At 59.3% G+C, this 18,566-nt stretch carries 14 protein-coding genes, 4 tRNA genes and 1 pseudogene; 7 read left to right on the top strand and 12 right to left on the bottom strand.

The genetic code is table 11. The features are described 5' to 3' along the window. The first annotated feature begins 45 nt into the window (after nucleotides 1-45). Both C4J85_RS08650 and C4J85_RS08645 read left to right on the top strand, forming a co-directional pair. Nucleotides 46-2,493 carry an acyl-CoA dehydrogenase gene (locus C4J85_RS08650; RefSeq protein ID WP_124409437.1) on the top strand — a complete coding sequence of 816 codons (2,448 nt, stop codon included), beginning with the start codon at nucleotides 46-48 and terminating at the stop codon, nucleotides 2,491-2,493. A gap of 75 nt (nucleotides 2,494-2,568) precedes the next feature. Continuing rightward, nucleotides 2,569-2,976 (top strand): PA2817 family protein, encoded by a 408-nt coding sequence (locus C4J85_RS08645; RefSeq protein ID WP_124362017.1) that lies wholly within the window; start codon nucleotides 2,569-2,571, stop codon nucleotides 2,974-2,976. Between the two features lie 129 nt (nucleotides 2,977-3,105). Here C4J85_RS08645 and C4J85_RS08640 read toward each other — a convergent pair whose 3' ends face one another. Further along, nucleotides 3,106-4,038 carry a LysR family transcriptional regulator gene (locus C4J85_RS08640; RefSeq protein ID WP_124411174.1) on the bottom strand — a complete coding sequence of 311 codons (933 nt, stop codon included), beginning with the start codon at nucleotides 4,036-4,038 and terminating at the stop codon, nucleotides 3,106-3,108. 92 nt (nucleotides 4,039-4,130) lie between these two features. On the opposite strand from C4J85_RS08640, the gene C4J85_RS08635 reads away from it, so the two are divergent. After that, nucleotides 4,131-4,757 (top strand): alanyl-tRNA editing protein, encoded by a 627-nt coding sequence (locus C4J85_RS08635; RefSeq protein ID WP_124409436.1) that lies wholly within the window; start codon nucleotides 4,131-4,133, stop codon nucleotides 4,755-4,757. Nucleotides 4,758-4,995: 238 nt separating this feature from the next. Here C4J85_RS08635 and C4J85_RS08625 read toward each other — a convergent pair whose 3' ends face one another. Together C4J85_RS08625 and C4J85_RS08620 are read right to left on the bottom strand one after the other, a co-directional pair. After that, a complete protein-coding gene (locus tag C4J85_RS08625; protein ID WP_124409435.1) occupies nucleotides 4,996-5,742 on the bottom strand; it encodes a sulfite exporter TauE/SafE family protein in 747 nt (248 codons plus the stop codon). Between the two features lie 357 nt (nucleotides 5,743-6,099). Beyond that, on the bottom strand, nucleotides 6,100-6,543 hold the full coding sequence (locus C4J85_RS08620) for a hypothetical protein (protein WP_164487855.1): 444 nt from the start codon (nucleotides 6,541-6,543) through the stop codon (nucleotides 6,100-6,102). Nucleotides 6,544-7,310: 767 nt separating this feature from the next. Between C4J85_RS08620 and C4J85_RS08615 the strand changes: the two genes are divergently transcribed. After that, complete coding sequence (locus C4J85_RS08615; protein ID WP_124409433.1) at nucleotides 7,311-9,050, top strand: dipeptidase; 1,740 nt, start codon at nucleotides 7,311-7,313, stop codon at nucleotides 9,048-9,050. 331 nt (nucleotides 9,051-9,381) lie between these two features. Here C4J85_RS08615 and C4J85_RS08610 read toward each other — a convergent pair. The 4 genes from C4J85_RS08610 to C4J85_RS08595 form a co-directional block, all read right to left on the bottom strand. Continuing rightward, nucleotides 9,382-9,457, bottom strand: a tRNA-Gly gene (locus tag C4J85_RS08610). Between the two features lie 3 nt (nucleotides 9,458-9,460). Next, a tRNA-Glu gene (locus C4J85_RS08605) sits at nucleotides 9,461-9,536 on the bottom strand. Nucleotides 9,537-9,641: 105 nt separating this feature from the next. Next, a tRNA-Gly gene (locus tag C4J85_RS08600) sits at nucleotides 9,642-9,717 on the bottom strand. A 3-nt stretch (nucleotides 9,718-9,720) separates the two neighbouring features. After that, a tRNA-Glu gene (locus C4J85_RS08595) sits at nucleotides 9,721-9,796 on the bottom strand. 358 nt (nucleotides 9,797-10,154) lie between these two features. Between C4J85_RS08595 and C4J85_RS08590 the strand changes: the two genes are divergently transcribed. Then, on the top strand, nucleotides 10,155-10,925 hold the full coding sequence (locus tag C4J85_RS08590) for a hypothetical protein (RefSeq protein ID WP_164487854.1): 771 nt from the start codon (nucleotides 10,155-10,157) through the stop codon (nucleotides 10,923-10,925). Between the two features lie 160 nt (nucleotides 10,926-11,085). Beyond that, entirely contained in the window at nucleotides 11,086-11,898 is an 813-nt protein-coding gene (locus tag C4J85_RS08585; RefSeq protein WP_124409432.1) for an alpha/beta fold hydrolase, read from the top strand. 36 nt (nucleotides 11,899-11,934) lie between these two features. On the opposite strand, the gene C4J85_RS27905 is transcribed toward C4J85_RS08585, so the two are convergent. From C4J85_RS27905 to C4J85_RS08570, 4 genes and pseudogenes are all read right to left on the bottom strand, one after another. Next, a complete protein-coding gene (locus tag C4J85_RS27905) occupies nucleotides 11,935-12,777 on the bottom strand; it encodes a methyl-accepting chemotaxis protein (RefSeq protein ID WP_372238013.1) in 843 nt (280 codons plus the stop codon). 18 nt (nucleotides 12,778-12,795) lie between these two features. Continuing rightward, nucleotides 12,796-13,020 (bottom strand): annotated as a pseudogene (locus tag C4J85_RS27900) (HAMP domain-containing protein); the annotation flags it as partial. 995 nt (nucleotides 13,021-14,015) lie between these two features. Next, on the bottom strand, nucleotides 14,016-15,428 hold the full coding sequence (locus C4J85_RS08575; protein WP_124406739.1) for a PLP-dependent aminotransferase family protein: 1,413 nt from the start codon (nucleotides 15,426-15,428) through the stop codon (nucleotides 14,016-14,018). A gap of 202 nt (nucleotides 15,429-15,630) precedes the next feature. Beyond that, complete coding sequence (locus C4J85_RS08570; protein ID WP_124406738.1) at nucleotides 15,631-16,392, bottom strand: SDR family oxidoreductase; 762 nt, start codon at nucleotides 16,390-16,392, stop codon at nucleotides 15,631-15,633. 229 nt (nucleotides 16,393-16,621) lie between these two features. On the opposite strand from C4J85_RS08570, the gene C4J85_RS08565 reads away from it, so the two are divergent. Then, complete coding sequence (locus C4J85_RS08565; RefSeq protein ID WP_124409431.1) at nucleotides 16,622-17,629, top strand: NADP-dependent oxidoreductase; 1,008 nt, start codon at nucleotides 16,622-16,624, stop codon at nucleotides 17,627-17,629. A gap of 212 nt (nucleotides 17,630-17,841) precedes the next feature. Here the strand turns inward: C4J85_RS08565 and pyrF are convergent, their stop codons facing one another. Then, on the bottom strand, nucleotides 17,842-18,540 hold the full coding sequence (gene pyrF, locus C4J85_RS08560; protein WP_124366448.1) for an orotidine-5'-phosphate decarboxylase: 699 nt from the start codon (nucleotides 18,538-18,540) through the stop codon (nucleotides 17,842-17,844). Between the last annotated feature and the right edge of the window lie 26 nt (nucleotides 18,541-18,566).

The raw sequence follows: 18,566 nt of genomic DNA, 5'->3' as shown, positions 1-18,566 counted from the left end.
TAAGCTCCCTGGTGGTTTCGCCCCTGGTTTCACGGAGGATTGAATATGCTGTTGTTGTGGATACTGGTTCTGGTGGTCGGCATTGCCTACCTGGCACACCGCCGCACCGCGCCCCTGCCCGCTTTGGGTGTGGTCGCCGTTTACCTGTTGGCGATGGGCGCCTGGAGCCACGCACCGGGTTGGCTGCTGCTGATTTTCTGGGTGCTGATCGCCATTGTGGCCGTGCCCCTGCTGCTGCCTGACCTGCGCCGCCAATACTTTACCAAGCCGTTGTTCAGCTGGTTCCAGAAAGTCCTGCCGCCGATGTCCGAAACCGAGCGCGATGCCATCGACGCGGGCACCGTGTGGTGGGACGGCGAACTGTTCAGCGGGCGCCCTGACTGGGACAAATTGCTGGCCTACCCCAAGGTGCAATTGACCGAGGAAGAACAGGCCTTCATCGACGGCCCCACCGAAGAACTCTGCGCCATGGTCAGTGATTGGGAAATCGGCCAGGCCATGGACCTGCCCCCCGCTGCCTGGGAGCACATCAAGACCCATGGTTTCTTCGCCCTGATCATCCCCAAGGAATATGGCGGCAAGGGCTTCTCAGCCTATGCCCACTCCCAGGTCGCGATGAAACTGGCCACCCGCAGCGGCGACCTGGCTTCCACCGTCATGGTGCCCAATTCCTTGGGCCCTGCGGAATTGCTGTTGCACTACGGCACCGACGAGCAACGCAACCACTATCTGCCGCGCCTGGCGCGTGGCGACGATATTCCGTGTTTCGCCCTGACCGGCCCGCTGGCCGGCTCCGATGCCGGCGCCATGCCCGACACCGGCGTCATCTGCAAAGGCGAGTGGCAAGGCAAGGAAACTCTCGGCCTGCGCCTGAACTGGGAAAAGCGCTACATCACCCTCGGCCCGGTCGCGACCTTGCTCGGCCTGGCGTTCAAGGCCCATGACCCGGACCATCTGCTGGGCGAGGAGGAAGACCTGGGCATCAGCCTCGCGTTGATTCCCACCGAGACCCCCGGCGTTGAAATCGGCCGCCGCCACCTGCCCCTGGGCGCCGCGTTCATGAACGGGCCCAACTCGGGCAAGGACGTCTTCATTCCGCTCGAATTCCTCATCGGCGGCCAGGAGATGCTCGGCAAGGGCTGGATGATGCTGATGAACTGCCTGTCCGTAGGCCGTTCGATTTCCCTGCCTGCGGTAGGCACCGGCGCCGCCAAGTTCACCAGCCTGGTGACCGGCCAATACGCGCAGGTACGTGAACAGTTCAACGTGCCGCTGTCGGCCTTCGAAGGTATCCAGGAAGCCCTGGCGCGCATCGGTGGCAACGCCTGGCTGATGGACAGCGCCCGCATGCTCACCGCCAATGCCGTGGACATGGGCGAGAAGCCCTCGGTGCTGTCGGCGATCCTCAAGTACCACCTCACCGAACGCGGCCGCGAGTGCATCAGCCACGCCATGGACGTGCATGGCGGCAAGGGCATCATCATGGGCCCGAACAACTACCTGGGCCGTAGCTGGCAAGGGGCGCCGATCTTCATCACCGTGGAAGGCGCGAATATCCTTTCGCGTAACCTGATGATCTTCGGCCAGGGTGCGATTCGCTGCCATCCGTTCGTGCTCAAGGAAATGGCCCTGGCCGGTCGTGAAGACCATGACCAGGCATTGAAGGAGTTCGATGGGCTGTTGATGCAACACATCGGATTCGCCGTGAGCAACGCCGCCAGTACCTTGGTATTGAACCTGGGCATCGGTCACTTCGAAAAAGCCCCAGGCAACCGTTTGAGCCAGGGTTATTTCCGCGCACTCAACCGTCAGGCCGCGGCGTTTGCCCTGCTTGCAGACCTGAGCATGATGCTGCTGGGCGGCGAATTGAAACGCCGTGAACGGCTGTCGGCGCGCCTGGGTGATGTGCTGAGCCACATGTACCTGGCGTCGGCGGCGCTCAAGCGTTACCACGACCTGGACTCGCCGGATCACCTGGAATCGCTGTTCGCCTGGGCCATGGAAGAAAGCCTTGGCCAGTCTGAGCGAGCACTGGATGAATTGCTGAGCAACTTCCCGAATAAGATCCTCGGTTGCCTGTTGCGGGTGATCGTGTTCCCGTTCGGACGTCGGCATACCGGGCCGTCCGATGCCCTGGATGCCGAGGTTGCCGCCGTGATCGGCCGTGCCAAGGGTGACCCGACCCTGGAAGAGCTGCTGGCTGGCTGCTATCGCCCACAATCGGCGCAAGACCCGGTGGGCGCACTGCAACATGCCTATGACCTGCTCGGTGCCAGCCATCCGCTGCAGAAAAAACTGCACGCCGCGCTCAAGAGCGGGCAAGTCAAACCGACTGCCGGCGAGCATGCCATCGACGCCGCGCTGCACGCTGGCGTGCTGCAACCCGCCGAAGCGCAAACCCTGCGTGACGCCGAAGCGGCTCGCCGCAAGGTGATCGATGTGGATGATTTCAGCAAGGAAGAGCTGCTGCAGGCTGAGGGTAAAGTCCGCTGATACCAGCGGTCATATAAAAACGGGCGCGAGAGGCCTATACTCTCGCGCCCGTTTTTGCTTTAGAGGACTTATCTCGTGTCCAACGTCGTTGCCGATCATCTCGTCTTGCTCGACCACCTGCGTAGCATCCTGGTTGCCGTCGGCGAAGCCGAACAGGTACCCGAGGAAAGCCATTTGTTGTTTCTGGAACGTTTCGACGAACTGCGCGCCCTGCTGCCGATCGATCCGATCGAAAGCCAATATCTTGGCCAGGACATGATGAGCCAGGTCATCCTGCGTTATCCACAAATCGCCCACCTGGTACCGCGCGACCTGCTGTGGTTCTTTGGCGGCGATTGCCTGCACTTCATGCCCGACGAAGAACTGGACCTGTACCAGGCCCTGGAAGAACGTCGCCATGAGGCCGAGCTGAACGACGAACCGTTCGACTGGAACCAGGAAAAGCAACTGCTGGCCATGCCGGACGACCAGAGCAAGCACTGATCCTCAGAGCACCGAAATCCAAATGTGAGAGGGGCTTGCCCCCGATAGCAGTGTGTCAGTCAGCTTACCTGTCACTGATCCACCGCCATCGGGGGCAAGTCGAATCGTCGCACCGCCCCTCCCACATTTTTAACGGCGGCGCAGTGTCGGCTCCTTCGCCATGCACTCCACCAGATAATCAATGAACACCCGCAACTTCGGCGGCAAGTATCGCGTCGGTGAGTGCAGCAACCACGCTTCACCATGATACGACGCAATAAAATCCCACCCCGGCAATACCTGCACCAACTGCCCCGCCTCCAAGGCATGTCGCGCCGTGAAATACGGCAAGCTGCCAATCCCCACATGCTGCAACACCGCATCCAGCCGCACGCCCGTGTGGTTCGCCGCATATCGCCCGCGTACACCGACCGTCACCGCCTTGCCGGCCTGGCGGAACTTCCAGCGTGAGTCCCCGGGGGCTTCACCCAGGTAGATGCAGCTGTGCTCCAGCAGATCATGGGGATGACTCGGCGTGCCATGCTGGGCCAGATACTGCGGCGTTGCACACAGCAAATGTTCAATCGGCAATAGCTGCCGCCCGATCAGACCGGGTGGCGGGCTGTCGGTGATGCGGATGCTCAAGTCGACATTGTCGTCGATCAAATCCACATGCCGATCCTCAAGGATCAGTTGCACATCCACCTTGGGATAGCGCCGCAGAAATTCCGGCATATGCGGATGCACCACAAACCGCCCCACCGCCTTGGGCACGCTGACTCGCACCAGGCCTTCGGCTTCATGGGTAAATTGCCCGCTGATTTCCATCACCGAGCGCGCCGCGTTGACCATCTCCTGGCACCGCTTGAACACCTCTTCGCCGCCCTCGCTAAGGCGCAGCTTGCGCGTGGTGCGCTGCAACAACCGGGTTGCCAAGGCCTGTTCCAGGCGCGAAATGCTACGGCTCACCGCCGAAGGTGAAACGCTCAACTGCCGCGCCGCCTCGGAGAAGCTGCCGGTTTCCACCACTTTGACGAAAATCGCCATTTCACCCAGCAGCGGCAAAGGAAGATTGATGCTCATGACGCACAGGTCCATTGATGTTTGCATGGATTATCACCTATCAGCGCAGTATTTATACTGCCCGCAGAACCTGAATGCGGATGTAGACGACCATGACCCAGCGCCTGTTTTTCACCCACGATCACCTGACTGCCGAATTGGAAGTGCTCAGTTGCACCCCGCACGCTGAGCAATTCGCCGTTGTTGTGCAGTCGACGATTTTCCATCCTCAGGGCGGCGGCCAACCATTCGACACCGGGTGGCTCGGCGACAGCCAGGTGCTGCGCGTCATGCAGGAAGCCGAGCATGTGGTGCACTACGTCAATCAACCTGTGGAACCCGGCCCGATCGCTGCGAGGGTCGATGCACAACGCCGCGCGCTGCACAGCCGCCTTCATTCAGCGGGGCATTTGATTGGCAATGCCGGCGAACGCCTGGGCTGGATGCCGATCAAGGCTCACCATTGGCCGGGGGAAGGCAAGATCACCTTTATCCGTGGCGAAACCGCACAAACCATGGACGCCGAGGCGCTCCAACAGCAAGTCAATCAGTGGATCGCCGCTGACTACTCACGGCAGATGTGGTTGGATGAAGGCACACGCGAAGTCGGCTTCGGCGAACTGCCGGCCTACGCCTGTGGCGGCACCCATGTCCAGGCGTTGGGGGAAGTGGGCCAAGTGACGATCCTGGCCGTTTCGGAGAAGAAAGGCGCATTGTCGGTGCGCTACGAAATCAACTGACATGTCGAGCTCAAAATGTGGAGGAGGCATGCCCCCGATGGCCATAAGTATCTACACAACTCTGTAGCAGCCTACGTTAACCACGAAGCGAAGCGAGCCGCTTCAACCTGCCAAAAGCCGGTGCACGAGCTCAGGCTGTGGAAAGCAAAGCGTCAATAGGATATTATCTGGAAACCGTCGAATCTAGGAAAGGCAGGACATGGCTATTTCAGGTCTGGATGGGCTGCGTGATTTCCGCTCACCAGAACAGCATCCTCAATGCCAACATAACCACGACTATATTGAAAACTGACTCCATCCACTGGTCGCCCTTCTTTATCGCAAACTTCGCGCCGGCATTTGCACCCAATAACGTGCCAATAACCAGACAACATCCGTACTGCCAGTTAATGATGCCGCTGACGCCGAAAATGATTAGTGAACCCACGGAGAGTACTAACCCGCCGACTTTGCGGGTCCCCACCGATTCGCTGATGGTTTTCCTAAAAAAGATAATGAATAAATACGTCGAAAGTTTAGCTTGTCCACCGAATAACCCGCCGATCATGCCTACTGGGATAAAGAGGATATAACCAAACAGACGCCTGATTGCTGAGGGAGGTGTTTCGCCGCTACGAGGTTTTTTTATAAGGGACAACGCGACGAGCAGCAATGTCAGCCCGCCAATTACTTTGTGCAACAGCGCAGGATCTATTTGAAGAAGAACGCTCGCTCCTCCCAGAGCTCCAACCAACCCCAGTGCCGCAGCTGGAAAGGCCAGTGCATAATCGACCTTTCCCTGATTATGAAAGTGCCGCAGTCCTGCAACCATAGTGCCTACCGAGGCCAAGCGCGCTGTGGCGATCGACGACTGAGGCGGAATCCCCAGCCAGATCATCACCGGAACGGTTAAAAACGCACTCCCACCGGTATTGGTCCCGACGAATCCCGTTATTATTCCGAGGAAAACCAGACCGACGCCTGTCAACCACTCATGACTCATCATGTTGAGGTGCTCGCATAAGATTCAAGGCGCGGTTTACTCGCTCAAGTAAGCAGGGTCTATCCAGTGATAGCAATTTCTGCTTCGGGAATTGGCGGTCACATGAAGCTTTGCGGTATGTACGAAGCTGTACTCGCCAATGATCGAGCGCCGTCGATCAAAGGCGTCGCCCAGCTCTTTCGAAACGATGTTGCTGAGCTTAAGAATATTTGAGGCTTTGCCGCTGCAAGCTATCGAGTTGAAGTGCAAATTAGTAGGCACAGTTGGGATCCACTTCCAATTCAAAATTATCTCCTAAAACCTGCCTGACAGATTTAAGACAGGCATAATCATCTTTCAATATTCCGGACCCCTTGAGTGTCAGTCGCTCATAGCCAAGCCCCTGTAACTTCGGCTTACCTTGTAGCTAAGTGCATACGCTCCTCCTAATAAGTTACAAATCGGAACGCCATATACTTTTCCCGCAAGATCGAGAAGCGCATGAGCTATCGCACACTTGGCAAACTGATGTCCCTTAATTAACAGATCCAGATCACTCATTATCACTTCAAACAGACATGGATTTTTACCAATTATTGCAGGGCACAAATAGGCTTCCAATACTGCAAGCACTGTTTCGGGAGTATCCCCTTGGGCAGGATACCCTCTCGATATAATCCCCGATTCTCCCCACCCAATGAGTCCTGTGTCTGTCGTAAGCTTTAACACTACATGCCGGCCTTTGGCGGTTATATTGGTTGCGATTTGATAAGGATTTTTATATGGCACTTCCGTCAAGAACACTTCAGCTTTAGCAATGAGCATAGAGTAACTTCCTGTTGGCGACCATTGATGCTGGAACTTAAGTGAAATGTACTTGGTTGATCGGAGCAATATCAAGCATCGCGGCTCGGGTATCGCCGGCCACCAACATGAATAAAATTTCATGTTTTCGCGCATTGATTTTTTTCAAACCACTGATTGGTTTTTTTTCCCCTATTGAATTCAAAGCAATTTTATTTATGACACTTTTTCACACCAGGCGGTTTGCTATCCGTCCTTCCCGCTCTTTATAATCACTACCGCCTCCGCACCCGCTAAATTATAGATATTCAATCTAAAAATCCGAGATAGGTTGGCGCTGATTAAAGGCTGCCCCCCCCACTCCACTTTAATTTTACTGGATCAATCTTCGGCAGCAGCAAAAGTTTGGACGGAGTTCGGTGGTCGCTATCTGGATGCAAAGAGCGAGAGCAATTGTCTGGTCAACCGGCTTTTTTACTCTTGCGGATGCATGTGACTGAGCCTGAAGGATGGGTAAAAATCGTATGCTGCGTTTTTTGAGCCGCAATAACAGTCTGCTATCCGGTCTACCTGCTGGCCAGCCCGCAACGCTACAACCCGCCCGGCGTGGGTAGGCACCAGCGGGACGGCCCCTACGCTAGAGCCTTGAACGTGACAGATGAGTACCCCGCGCCTCATCCTGGCCAGCATTGACCTGGGGCATCTGGGTAATGGTAGTGTGTGAAAATGTTTCTGCCTTATCGGTCAGAAACACCCTACTCACTCCCTGCAAAGGAATGCCTCTAACCATGCACTTTCCACTGAAAAAACTCGCGGCCGCCACCCTGTTCGCCGCCAGCCTTGCAGCCGCCACCCCAGCTGCGCTTGCCAACATCACGCCTGAACAGAACACCGCGATTCTGAAGAGTTTCAGCGACACATCGGTCAGCGATTTCCGCAGTTTCCTCGGTGCCCTGGCCAAAGGCGACCTGGGCAAGACCGGTGACATCGCCCCGGCCATCAGCGCATTTCTCGATAACAAAACCCTGAGTGCCGACCAGCAGAACGAGATCAACCGCCTGCTGGGCATTTACACCCGCGTGAAGTACGGCAAAGCCGCGCTCGAAACCCTGCGCGAGCTGGTGGAAATCCCGACGTTCAACGTCGACGGGCTACCGCAGTATAAAAACCCGGAATTTCTCAAGATCGCCGACAAAATCCAGGCCTTGGCCAAGTCTTTCAACCTGAACTTCCGTAACGTCGATAACCGCGTGTATGAAATTTCCCTGGAAGGCAGCAGTCAAGAAGTGGTCGGCGTGCATGCCCACGCCGATGTGGTACCGGTGACGCCGGAAAACTGGGTGCTGCCGGATGGCACCAAGCTCGACCCGTTCAAGGTCACGCTGATCGGCGACCGCATGTATGGCCGTGGCACCGAGGATGACAAGAACGCCATCGTCGTGGCGATGTATGCCATGAAGGTAATCAAGGAGGAAAAACTGCCGCTGGCACGCACGTTCAAGCTGCTGGTGGACACCACTGAAGAAACCTCCGGTGACGCCATTCCTTACTACTTTGAACGCAACCCCGTGCCGCAATACAACCTGGCGCTGGATGGCGGTTACCCGGTGGTGATTGCCGAGAAAGGCTCGGGCACCGTCATGGCCACCTTCCCGGTGCGCAAGGGTGAAGGCACGGGCGCGGAGATCATCGCAATGACCGGCGGCAAGGCCACTAACCAGATTCCATCGGTATCGGTCGCCACATTGGTCAGCGATAACCCCGCTGAATTAGCGGCCAACTTGCAACAGGCCGGGGATGACTATGCCAAGCGCAATGGCGGCAATTTCCAGGTGACCGCCAAGGTCGACGGCAAGAACGTCAAACTCACCGTCACCGGCGTGTCGGCCCACTCTTCCGAGCCCGAATCCGGGGTCAACCCGGTGGCACGTATGCTGGAGTTGATCCACAGCCTCGATGGAAAGATTGCCCTCAAGCACAACCACATCACCGATGCTGCGAAGTATGCGGCGGACAACTGGGGCCTGGATTACCTGGGCGGCAAATTGGGCGTGGGCTTTGCCGATGACTTCATGGGGCCGCTGACCACCTCGCCGACCTTTGTCGGCCTGGATGACAACGCCTTCAAGCTGGCGGTGAACCTGCGTGCGCCGCAGGGTAAAGCCCCGGAGGCACTCAAGGCACAGCTCGAGCAGAAACTGAACGCCTGGAACGCGCACGCCAAGGTCAACGTGAACTTCACCTATTCGCTGGATAAACCGATGTACCGCAACCCCGAGGGGGAATGGGTAAAAGCGTTGCTGGCAGTGGCCACTGAAAACCTGGGCATGCAACACAAGTTCGGCACATCCGCCGGCGCCACCTCCGTGCACGACCTGCCCAACGGCGTGCAATTCGGCCTGGCCCGCCCGAAAGAGAAATACACCGGGCACACTGACGGTGAGTTCAAGACCGTCGAGCAGTTCCTGCTGGACCTGCAGATCGTTACGGAAATGATGGGGCGTGTCGGTCAGTTGCCTAAACTCTGATTCTCCACTGTGGGAGGGGGCTTGCCCAAGGCTAGCACCATCAGCATATCTTCAAAGACCCTACCGACCGCTGAGTGGATGGCACAGCTGGATCTCCAGCACCCAGGCCATTTCACTCAGTGCAATCTCCAGGTCGGCCAGTTGCTTGCTCTCGGGACCACGGACTAGTGGTGCGCAGCGGCCAGCAGTTCTCGCCGCTGGGCCAGCCGGAAAATGCGTTGCGGTTGGCTCAGCCGGCCAACAGCCTTCAGCGTCAATGACTTCAAAGGGGTGAGCGCTGTTTTTCGCAGACAAAAAAAAGCCACTCGTTTGAGTGGCTTTTTCTTTGAATTGGAGCGGGAAACGAGACTCGAACTCGCGACCCCGACCTTGGCAAGGTCGTGCTCTACCAACTGAGCTATTCCCGCAAATGGCGTCCCCTAGGGGACTCGAACCCCTGTTACCGCCGTGAAAGGGCGGTGTCCTAGGCCACTAGACGAAGGGGACACGCTACTGAAACACATGGTGTGTATTTCAGTGCCCAGAGGCCTCGTCCGAAGACGTGGTCCTGGTTTCACTCAATGCCGCCCGAGGGCCACACTGCTTGTAAATTGGAGCGGGAAACGAGACTCGAACTCGCGACCCCGACCTTGGCAAGGTCGTGCTCTACCAACTGAGCTATTCCCGCATATGGCGTCCCCTAGGGGACTCGAACCCCTGTTACCGCCGTGAAAGGGCGGTGTCCTAGGCCACTAGACGAAGGGGACACACGTACAACATTCACTCCCTACCGCGTTTCGCTGTGTGCTTTACGCTGTAAGTGGCGCGCATTCTATGGATGGATTGAAAGGTCGTCAACCCCCAAGGATAAATTTATTTAAATCAATGACTTCGCCCCGTTGAGCGGCCTGCGCGGGCATTCTGCTGCGCCCAAGCCCTGGCGCCTATATTCTGACGCGCCACAAGGCGCTATAGTTGCCACAGGCAAATGATGGCAATGTGCATCCATGCAGGATCACTTTACCTATATAGAAGAAACTACCTGGGCAACTGGTCGAACAGTCCTATCCGCCGGTTAGCGCAGTCACTACACTCCACAGCAAACCCTATAAAGAGGTCACACCGGTGACACCACTCATGATCACCCTGCTGGTAATAGCCGGGATCGTAATACTGATCGCCATTGGCTACATGAACCATGTGGTGGAAAACAATAAGCTGGAAAAGAAGCGTACCGAGATCGAGCTCAATGATCGGCTGCGTCGCTGTGGTGAAATCACCGAGACCTTTCCCGGCCAGTTGATGACGCCGGCGCTCAAGCTGTTGCTGACCCGCCTGGAACTCAACGTCAACCAACGCCTGCTGAACCTCAACAAGTCCAGCGCCGCGCTCAAGGCGCGGATCGCCGAGCTGAATGCAATGATCGCCCAGGGCGAATCGATTCCGGTGGTCAACCCGCCCGCGCCGATCCAGACCGAAGCCAAGGCCAAGGATGTGCGCTTCCTGCTCGAAGCACTGCATGGCCAGGTCACCCGTGCAGCCCAGGACGGCTTTCTGCCGACCAACGAGGCCAAGCACTGGATCAAGGAAATCCGCCATATCCTGGTGCTGCTGCACATCGAGTTCTTCAACAACCTGGGCCAGCATGCCCTGCAGCAAGGTCAGCCGGGCCAGGCGCGCCTGGCGTTCGAACGTGGCGTGCAGTACCTGCGCAAACAACCCGAGCCCGTGCTGTACAGCGCACAGCTGCAATTGCTGGAATCACAGTTGGCCCGCGCCAACTCCACGGTGTTGACCAACAGCGCGCCGGCCGAAGACGAAGTCAACGAACTGACCGAAGGCCTGAAAGTCGTCGACGCCGATGCCGAGTGGAAAAAGAAAGCCATTTACGATTGAGTGCCGCTGGCCCCGTCACGGGCCGGCCTTCCGAGTGCGGGGGCGAGCTTGCTCGCTCCTGCCTGCGCCGCACATGACGGTGCCATCAGTTTGCATCTATCCCCCCGCCCCCGACTAGCGTAAAAAAGTGCCCCTCACTCCGTGAAGTTAGAGGCCTGCTATGCCTGTCGCCGTGATTGATGGACAACCGCTGCACTATATCGACCAGGGCACCGGCCCGGTCGTCCTGTTGGGTTCGAGCTACCTGTGGGACCGCGACATGTGGGCACCGCAGATCGAAGCGCTGTCGCAGCAATACCGTGTGATCGTCCCTGAACTGTGGGGCCATGGCGAGTCGGGCACGCTGCCTGCGCAAACCCTGTCCCTTGATGACCTGGCACGTCACAACCTGGCTTTGCTCGACCAACTGGACATCTCACAGGTCAACCTGGTGGGCCTGTCGGTCGGCGGCATGTGGGGCGCCCGCCTCGCCCTGCTGGCACCGGAACGCATCAACAGCCTGGTGCTGATGGACACCTACCTGGGCGCCGAGCCGGAGGCCACGCGCCAGTATTACTTCTCGCTGTTCAAGATGATCGAAGACGCCGGCGCCATCCCGCCGCCGCTGTTGGATGTGATCGCGCCGATTTTCTTCAGGCCGGAAATCGACCGCGAATCAGCGCTGTATCAGGACTTTCGTCAGTCGCTGCAGGATTTCCCCCGGGAACGCCTGCTGGACAGCGTGGTGCCCCTGGGCCGCTTGATTTTCAGCCGCGCAGACATTCTCGATCAGCTTCATCGCCTGGATTGCGATACCACCCTGGTCATGTGCGGCGAGCAGGACAAGCCGCGGCCACCTGCGGAATCCCGGGAAATGGCCGAGCTGATCGGCTGTGCCCTGACGTTGATTCCCGAAGCCGGGCATATCTCCAGCCGGGAGAATCCGGACTTCGTCAATGAGGCGCTGCTTACGTTCCTCGCCAACAACGCCTGATCGCCTTCCCCTCTGATCGCGGCGCCCCGGCCGCGATCAGAGGCGAAAGTGCCCCACCATGCCCTTGAGTTCCGCGCCCAGCTGCGCCAGCTGGATGCTCGAGGCGGCATTGCCTTGCATGCTCAACGCCGATTGATCGGCACTTGCCCGGATGCTGGTGACGCTGCGGTTGATCTCTTCGGCCACCGAGCTTTGCTCTTCAGCCGCTGCGGCAATCTGCTGGTTCATCTGCTGGATCAATGACACCGCCGCTGCAATGCTGCCCAGGGCGCTTTCGGTTTCCAACGCATCGCTGACCGCCAGCTTCACCAGTTCGCCGCTTTGTTGAATCTGCTGCACCGACGACTGCGCCGCGCTGCGCAAGGTGCTGACCAGGCGTTCGATTTCTTCGGTCGATTGCTGAGTGCGCTTGGCCAGCGCCCGCACCTCATCGGCGACCACCGCAAAGCCGCGCCCTTGCTCCCCTGCGCGGGCCGCTTCGATCGCGGCGTTCAGGGCGAGCAAGTTGGTTTGCTCGGCGACGCTCTTGATCACGCCCAGGACCGTGCCGATGTTCTGGATCTCCGCGCTGAGGCTTTCGATACTGGCGCTGGCACTGTTGCTGGACGTGGACAGCAATTCGATGCGCTGCAAGCTCTGGCGCACCACCCGTTGGCCGCTGTCGACCTTGTCATCCGCCGTCTGTGCGGCTTGCGCGGCCTCTTCGGCGTTGCGCGCCACGTCGTGCACCGTGGCGGTCATCTGGTTCATCGCCGTGGCCACCTGTTCGGTTTCTTCCTTCTGGCTGCTGACTTCGACGTTGGTCTGCTCGGTAACGCTGGACAGCGTCTGCGCCGAGCTGGCCAGTTGCTCGATACCGGCCTGCAACCCGCTGACCATATGGCTCAGGCCGTTACCCATCTGCTGCATCGCCTGCATCAGTTGGCCGATTTCGTCGCGGCGGCTGACCTCCATGCGCCCACTCAGGTCACCAGAGGCAATCTGCTGTGCCACTGCGATCACACTGCGCAGCGGCGCCACGATCAAGCGGGTAATCACCCAGGCCGCGATCAGCCCCACCAGCAGCGCCAGGGCGGATGAACCGATGATCAGCAGCGTGCTTTTGCCCAACTGCGCCTGCATCGACTGGTCTTCGGCGTCATAGGCCAGGTTGACTCGGCTGACCACCTGATCGGCGCGATCATGCAATTGTTTGTAAACCAGTTTTTCCTGGGCCAACAGCCCGGTGTACTCGCCGAGCTTCTCGCTGAATGCGGCGATATGCCCGGACACTTCATTGAGCACGGTCTGGTAGCCGGGGTCCTTGACCGAGGTTTTCAGTTGTTCGGCCTGAGCCAGCGCCTGGTCGGCCTGTTCGATCTTGCCCTGCTCGGCCTCCTCCGCATCGGCCTTGCGGCTCTGATCCAGGCGTAGCCGCGCTTCGTTCATCGCCTGCAGCATCAACCGCGACACTTGGCTCACCTGCCCTGCCTGCTCGATAAACTCGGCACCCGCCTTGCCCTGGCTTTCCTTCAGGCCATAGGCGCCATCGTCCGCCAGGCCGGCCTGCAACACATCGAGGTTATTGGCCACGCTGGACACCGACCAACTGGCCATTTCCAGGGCCAGGTCCTTGGCCTGGGTCAGTTCGACGAACTCGTCGAACGCCTTGCGGTAGGCCGCCAGGGCTTGCTCGACATCGGTCATGACCGGCACGTTGGCAGCGGACTGGGCCTTGAGACTGGCCGCCAGCGCGGCCAGCGCGTCGACACTTTCATGCAGGGCGTCAACAGCCTTGGGGTCGGCGTGCAAGGCGTAATCCTGTTCGATCAGGCGCACCTTCTGCAGTCCACTGTTGAGCGAAGACATGTGCTTGAGGCCTTCGAAGCGCTGGCCAACGGTTTGCAGCGACCATACGCCAATGGCCGCTATCACTGCCGTCAGCAGCAGCACCAGGGTAAAACCCAAGCCCAGTTTTTTCGCCATACCGAGGTTGGCGAAACGTCGTTGCGCGCCCGAAATCATTGCACTTGAGTCCTCTTGCAATGGCAGATGCCATAAACCCGCTTACCAGCAGCGAGAGTCGCAATCACGGGGCACTGAACACAAGTCGTGGGCGCCACAATAATGGCAAAAAGCTACACACCCGTCGTTTTCAGAATGGTCGAGGTCGATCTGGCGGGCCCCAGGGCACGAAACAGCGCCAGTGCTCGCGGATCAGCTGCGTAGGCCACGTTGATGCGCAGCCACTCGCAGCACTCACCCGCCGGGTTGAACAGCATTCCCGGCGCCAGCAGCACACCGAGCTTGCGGGCACATGCCTGCACGCGCGAAGGGTTTTGCGCGCCAGGCCGCGCCCACAGAAACATGCCGCCGGCGGGTACTGCAAACACTTGCCATTCTTCATCCTCCAGCACCTGCAAGGTGGCGGCCATTTGCGTATTCAGGCGCTTGCGCAGGCGCTGCACCCACTTGCGGTAGGCGCCGTTGACCAGCAAGGTGGCCACTATCGCTTCGGCAAAGCGTGAGGTGCCGATGCCCGTCAGGGTCTTGAGTTGCGCCAGTTGCGCGATGATCGCCGCACTGGCGCTCAGGTAGCCCACGCGCAAGGCGCTGCTCAGCGTCTTGGAAAAACTGGAGACGTAGATGACACGGTCATCATGGGGCAACGCCGACAACCGTGTGCAACTGGCATGCTGCAGATCGCCATAGACGTCTTCCTCGATGATCAGGAAATCCCGGCTGCATGCCAGCGCCAGCAGACGCTCGGCTACCGCGCGGCACAGGCTGGTGCCGGTAGGGTTGTGATAGAGGCTGTTGATGAACAGGCATTTGGGCCGATGGCATTGCAGGTGCGCCTCCAGCACCTCGATATCCGGGCCGCTGCGCGTGCGGGGCACTTCCAGCAACGTTACCCCATGAAACGCCAGTTGCCGGTAGAGGTTGCCATACCCGGGGGTCTCGACCACCACCGTATCGCCGGCCCTGAGCAACGTGCGTATGAGCAGGTCCAAGGCATGGCTGGCGCCGTGGGTGGTGAGAATGCAGTCGAGACTGCTGGGCACCTGAATCTGGGTCAGGCGCTTGAGCAGTTGTTCACGCAGGGCCGGCAGGCCCAGAGGCGTGCTGTAATTGAACAGGCCTGCGGTGTCGGTGCGGCTGACTTCGCGGATCGCGTAGCTGATGTCATCGCTCTCGCGCCAGGCGTCCGGCAGCCAGCCACAGCTGAGCTTGAGCTCGCCTAAAGGGCTGTCGGTAAACCTGCCCCAGCCCTGTTCGGCGCCTTCGTACCACTGGTTTTCCTGAATGCTCGCGGGCTGCGCCACGACGAACCCCGAGCCTTTTTTCGAGGCCAGCATGCCTTGGGCCTCCATCCGTTCGAATGCCTCGATCACGCTGGACTGGCTGAGCAGGTTGTCGAGGGCCAATTGCCGCACAGACGGTAAGCGTGTGCCGGGGCTCACCCCATGCTTGCGAATCCATCCCGCGACTGCGCTGATGATTTGCTGCACCACCGGTACCGGGGCTTGTCGATCAATCCCTAAATCCATGAGCCACTCACTTCAACTGTTTGTTATTCAACCCAAACAGTTAAGCACAGAAGCCCAATAAAACCCGTTCCCAACTTTTATTAAAGTATTGATTTTATTGGGTTTTTTACCTGGTGATACACATTCGATCGCGGCTTTTTGCCAGCTATGGAAACACCCCACAACCCCCCAGTCCTTTTCGAACAGGTGGCAGTGTGAAGTCTTAAATCGCCGTGGCACCGCCGTCCACCGCCAGGGCCTGGCCGGTGGTGAAGGCCGCGCCATCACTGCACAAGTACAACACCGCGGCGGCGATTTCCTCGACCTTGCCAATGCGCCCGACCGGGTGCATCGCTGCGGCAAATTCGGCCTTGCGCGGGTCAGCTTCATAGGCGCGGCGGAACATGTCGGTATCGATCACCGCCGGGCAGACGGCATTGACGCGGATTTTCTTTTTCGCGTACTCGATGGCTGCCGACTTCGTCAGGCCGATCACCGCATGCTTGGACGCCGCATAGATGCTCATTTTCGGCGCCGCGCCCAGCCCCGCCACCGACGCCGTGTTGACGATGGCGCCACCGCCCTGGGCCAGCAACAGCGGCAGTTGATACTTCATGCACAACCACACGCCCTTGACGTTGACCCCCATGATGGCATCGAACTCATCCAGGCTGCCGTCAGCCAGCTTGCCCTTCTCGATCTCGATCCCGGCGTTGTTGAAGGCATAGTCCAGGCGGCCATAGGCGGCGACGGTCTGCGCCATCAATTGCTGCACATCCGCCTCCAGGGTGACGTTGCAGCGCACAAACAAGGCTTCGCCACCCGATTGCTGAATTAACGCAACCGTGCCCTCGCCGCCCGCCACATCGAGGTCGGCCACCACCACTTTCAAGCCTTCGGCGGCGAACGCCAACGCGGTCGCGCGGCCAATACCGGCGGCGGCGCCGGTCACCAGGGCAACCTGGCCGGAAAACGTCATGCTCATGGGAATGTCCTTTGGGGGGTTGATAGCCGTCGAGCGAGTCTAGTCAATCCGGGGCGCGACGCGTCAGCACTATCAGAAGGCCGGTTGGCGCTGCATGCGTCTGGGTGATAAGGCCACCGGGCTGACTATCAACCTCGTCTATCGGCAAGCATTCGCGTGGCTCGAACAACCTTGCTCACAGGCGGTTCCTTGTCTATCACTCATACTCCCCTTCTAAAGAGTTGCCGCCATGACTGCCCAGACCAACCGCCAGTTCCTGCTTGCCAAACGCCCGGTCGGCGCCGCCACGCGGGACACCTTCACCTTCCAGGAAGTCCCGGTAGGCACGCCGCAGGACGGGCAAGTGCTGGTGCACAACGAGTACCTGTCCCTCGACCCCGCCATGCGCGGCTGGATGAATGAGGGCAAATCCTACATTCCACCTGTCGGCCTCGGCGAAGTGATGCGTGCATTGGGCGTAGGCAAGGTGATCGCCTCCAAGCACCCGAACTTTGCGGTGGGCGACTACGTCAACGGCGCCTTGGGCGTGCAGGATTACTTCCTGGGCGAGCCGCGCGGTTTCTATAAGGTCGACCCGAAACTCGCGCCCCTGCCGCGCTACCTGTCTGCCCTGGGCATGACCGGCATGACCGCTTACTTCGCGCTGCTGGACACAGGTGCCCCCAAACCAGGCGAGACCGTGGTGATCTCCGGCGCGGCCGGTGCGGTCGGCAGCATTGCCGGGCAGATCGCCAAACTCAAGGGCTGCCGCGTGGTTGGCATCGCCGGGGGCGCCGACAAGTGCAGGTTCCTGGTCGACGAACTGGGCTTCGATGCCGCCATCGACTACAAACACGAAGACGTACCCGCCGCCCTCAAGCGTGAGTGCCCCAAAGGCGTGGATGTGTACTTCGATAACGTTGGCGGCGACATTCTCGACGCGGTGCTCAGCCGCCTGGCGCTGAAGGCGCGGGTGGTGATTTGTGGGGCTATCAGCCAGTACAACAACAAGGAAGCCGTGAAAGGCCCGGCCAACTATCTGTCATTGCTGGTCAACCGCGCACGGATGGAAGGCTTTGTGGTGATGGATCACGCGGCGAACTTTGCCGCTGCCGGGCAGGAAATGGCCGGTTGGATGGCGCAGGGCATGCTCAAGAGCAAGGAAGATATCGTTGAAGGCCTGGAGACGTTTCCCGAGACGTTGATGAAGCTGTTCAACGGCGAGAACTTCGGCAAGCTGGTGCTGAAGGTCAGCTGATACAGGATAGACAAATGTGGGAGCAAGCCCCCTCCCACAGGGGATCTTCATTGTTCAGGAAATGGCGTGGGCGCAATGGCTATGCACAGTGATAACTGACGAAACCGAATCAAAATGTGGGAGGGGGCTTGCTCCCGATGGCGGTGGATCAGCCAGTACATCTGTTGACTGTCACACCGCTATCGGGAGCAAGCCCCCTCCTACATTTGGTATCAGGCGATTTCGGCAACGACGGCTGCCAACGCCTTGGCCGGATCGGCCGCCTGGCTGATCGGACGGCCAATCACCAGGTAGTCGGAACCGGCATCGAGCGCCTGGCGCGGCGTCAGAATACGGCGCTGGTCATCCTGGGCGCTGCCCGCCGGGCGGATCCCCGGGGTCACCAGTTGCAGCGTCGGGTGAGCGCTCTTGAGCGCCTGGGCCTCGAGGGCCGAGCAGACCAGGCCGTCGAGGCCGGCTTTTTGCGCCAGGGCGGCCAGGCGCAACACCTGCTCCTGCGGCTCGATGTCCAGGCCGATGCCGGCCAGGTCCTCGCGCTCCATGCTGGTCAGCACAGTCACGCCGATCAGTAGCGGTTTCGGCCCGCTGCGCTGTTCCAGCACTTCCCGGCAGGCGCTCATCATGCGCAGGCCGCCGGAGCAATGCACATTGACCATCCACACGCCCATCTCGGCCGCTGCCTTGACCGCCATGGCGGTGGTATTGGGGATATCGTGGAATTTAAGGTCAAGAAACACTTCGAAGCCCTTGTCACGCAGGGTGCCGACGATTTCCGCCGCGCAACTGGTGAACAGTTCCTTGCCGACCTTGACCCGGCAAAGCGTAGGGTCCAACTGGTCAGCCAGCTTCAGTGCGGCGTCACGGGTGGGGTAATCCAGGGCGACGATGATAGGAGTCTGGCAGACGGACATTGGAATGGGCTCTCAGGCAAGTCGAA

The organism is Pseudomonas sp. R4-34-07 (assembly GCF_003852375.1).
Taxonomy (GTDB): Bacteria; Pseudomonadota; Gammaproteobacteria; order Pseudomonadales; family Pseudomonadaceae; genus Aquipseudomonas.
Note: the sequence above shows the minus strand (reverse complement) of the source record. Positions and strands in the feature narration are given on the sequence as shown.

Coding starts and splice junctions, on each gene's coding strand:
- C4J85_RS08625 (WP_124409435.1), bottom strand. CDS start 5,742: ATGATGAGTCATGAGTGGTTGACAGGCGTCGGTCTGGTTTTCCTCGGA.
- C4J85_RS27905 (WP_372238013.1), bottom strand. CDS start 12,777: ATGGTCAGCGGGTTGCAGGCCGGTATCGAGCAACTGGCCAGCTCGGCG.
- C4J85_RS08640 (WP_124411174.1), bottom strand. CDS start 4,038: ATGAGCATCAATCTTCCTTTGCCGCTGCTGGGTGAAATGGCGATTTTC.
- C4J85_RS08570 (WP_124406738.1), bottom strand. CDS start 16,392: ATGAGCATGACGTTTTCCGGCCAGGTTGCCCTGGTGACCGGCGCCGCC.
- C4J85_RS08575 (WP_124406739.1), bottom strand. CDS start 15,428: ATGGATTTAGGGATTGATCGACAAGCCCCGGTACCGGTGGTGCAGCAA.
- C4J85_RS08635 (WP_124409436.1), top strand. CDS start 4,131: ATGACCCAGCGCCTGTTTTTCACCCACGATCACCTGACTGCCGAATTG.
- C4J85_RS08620 (WP_164487855.1), bottom strand. CDS start 6,543: ATGCTCATTGCTAAAGCTGAAGTGTTCTTGACGGAAGTGCCATATAAA.
- C4J85_RS08585 (WP_124409432.1), top strand. CDS start 11,086: ATGCCTGTCGCCGTGATTGATGGACAACCGCTGCACTATATCGACCAG.
- C4J85_RS08615 (WP_124409433.1), top strand. CDS start 7,311: ATGCACTTTCCACTGAAAAAACTCGCGGCCGCCACCCTGTTCGCCGCC.
- C4J85_RS08650 (WP_124409437.1), top strand. CDS start 46: ATGCTGTTGTTGTGGATACTGGTTCTGGTGGTCGGCATTGCCTACCTG.
- C4J85_RS08565 (WP_124409431.1), top strand. CDS start 16,622: ATGACTGCCCAGACCAACCGCCAGTTCCTGCTTGCCAAACGCCCGGTC.
- pyrF (WP_124366448.1), bottom strand. CDS start 18,540: ATGTCCGTCTGCCAGACTCCTATCATCGTCGCCCTGGATTACCCCACC.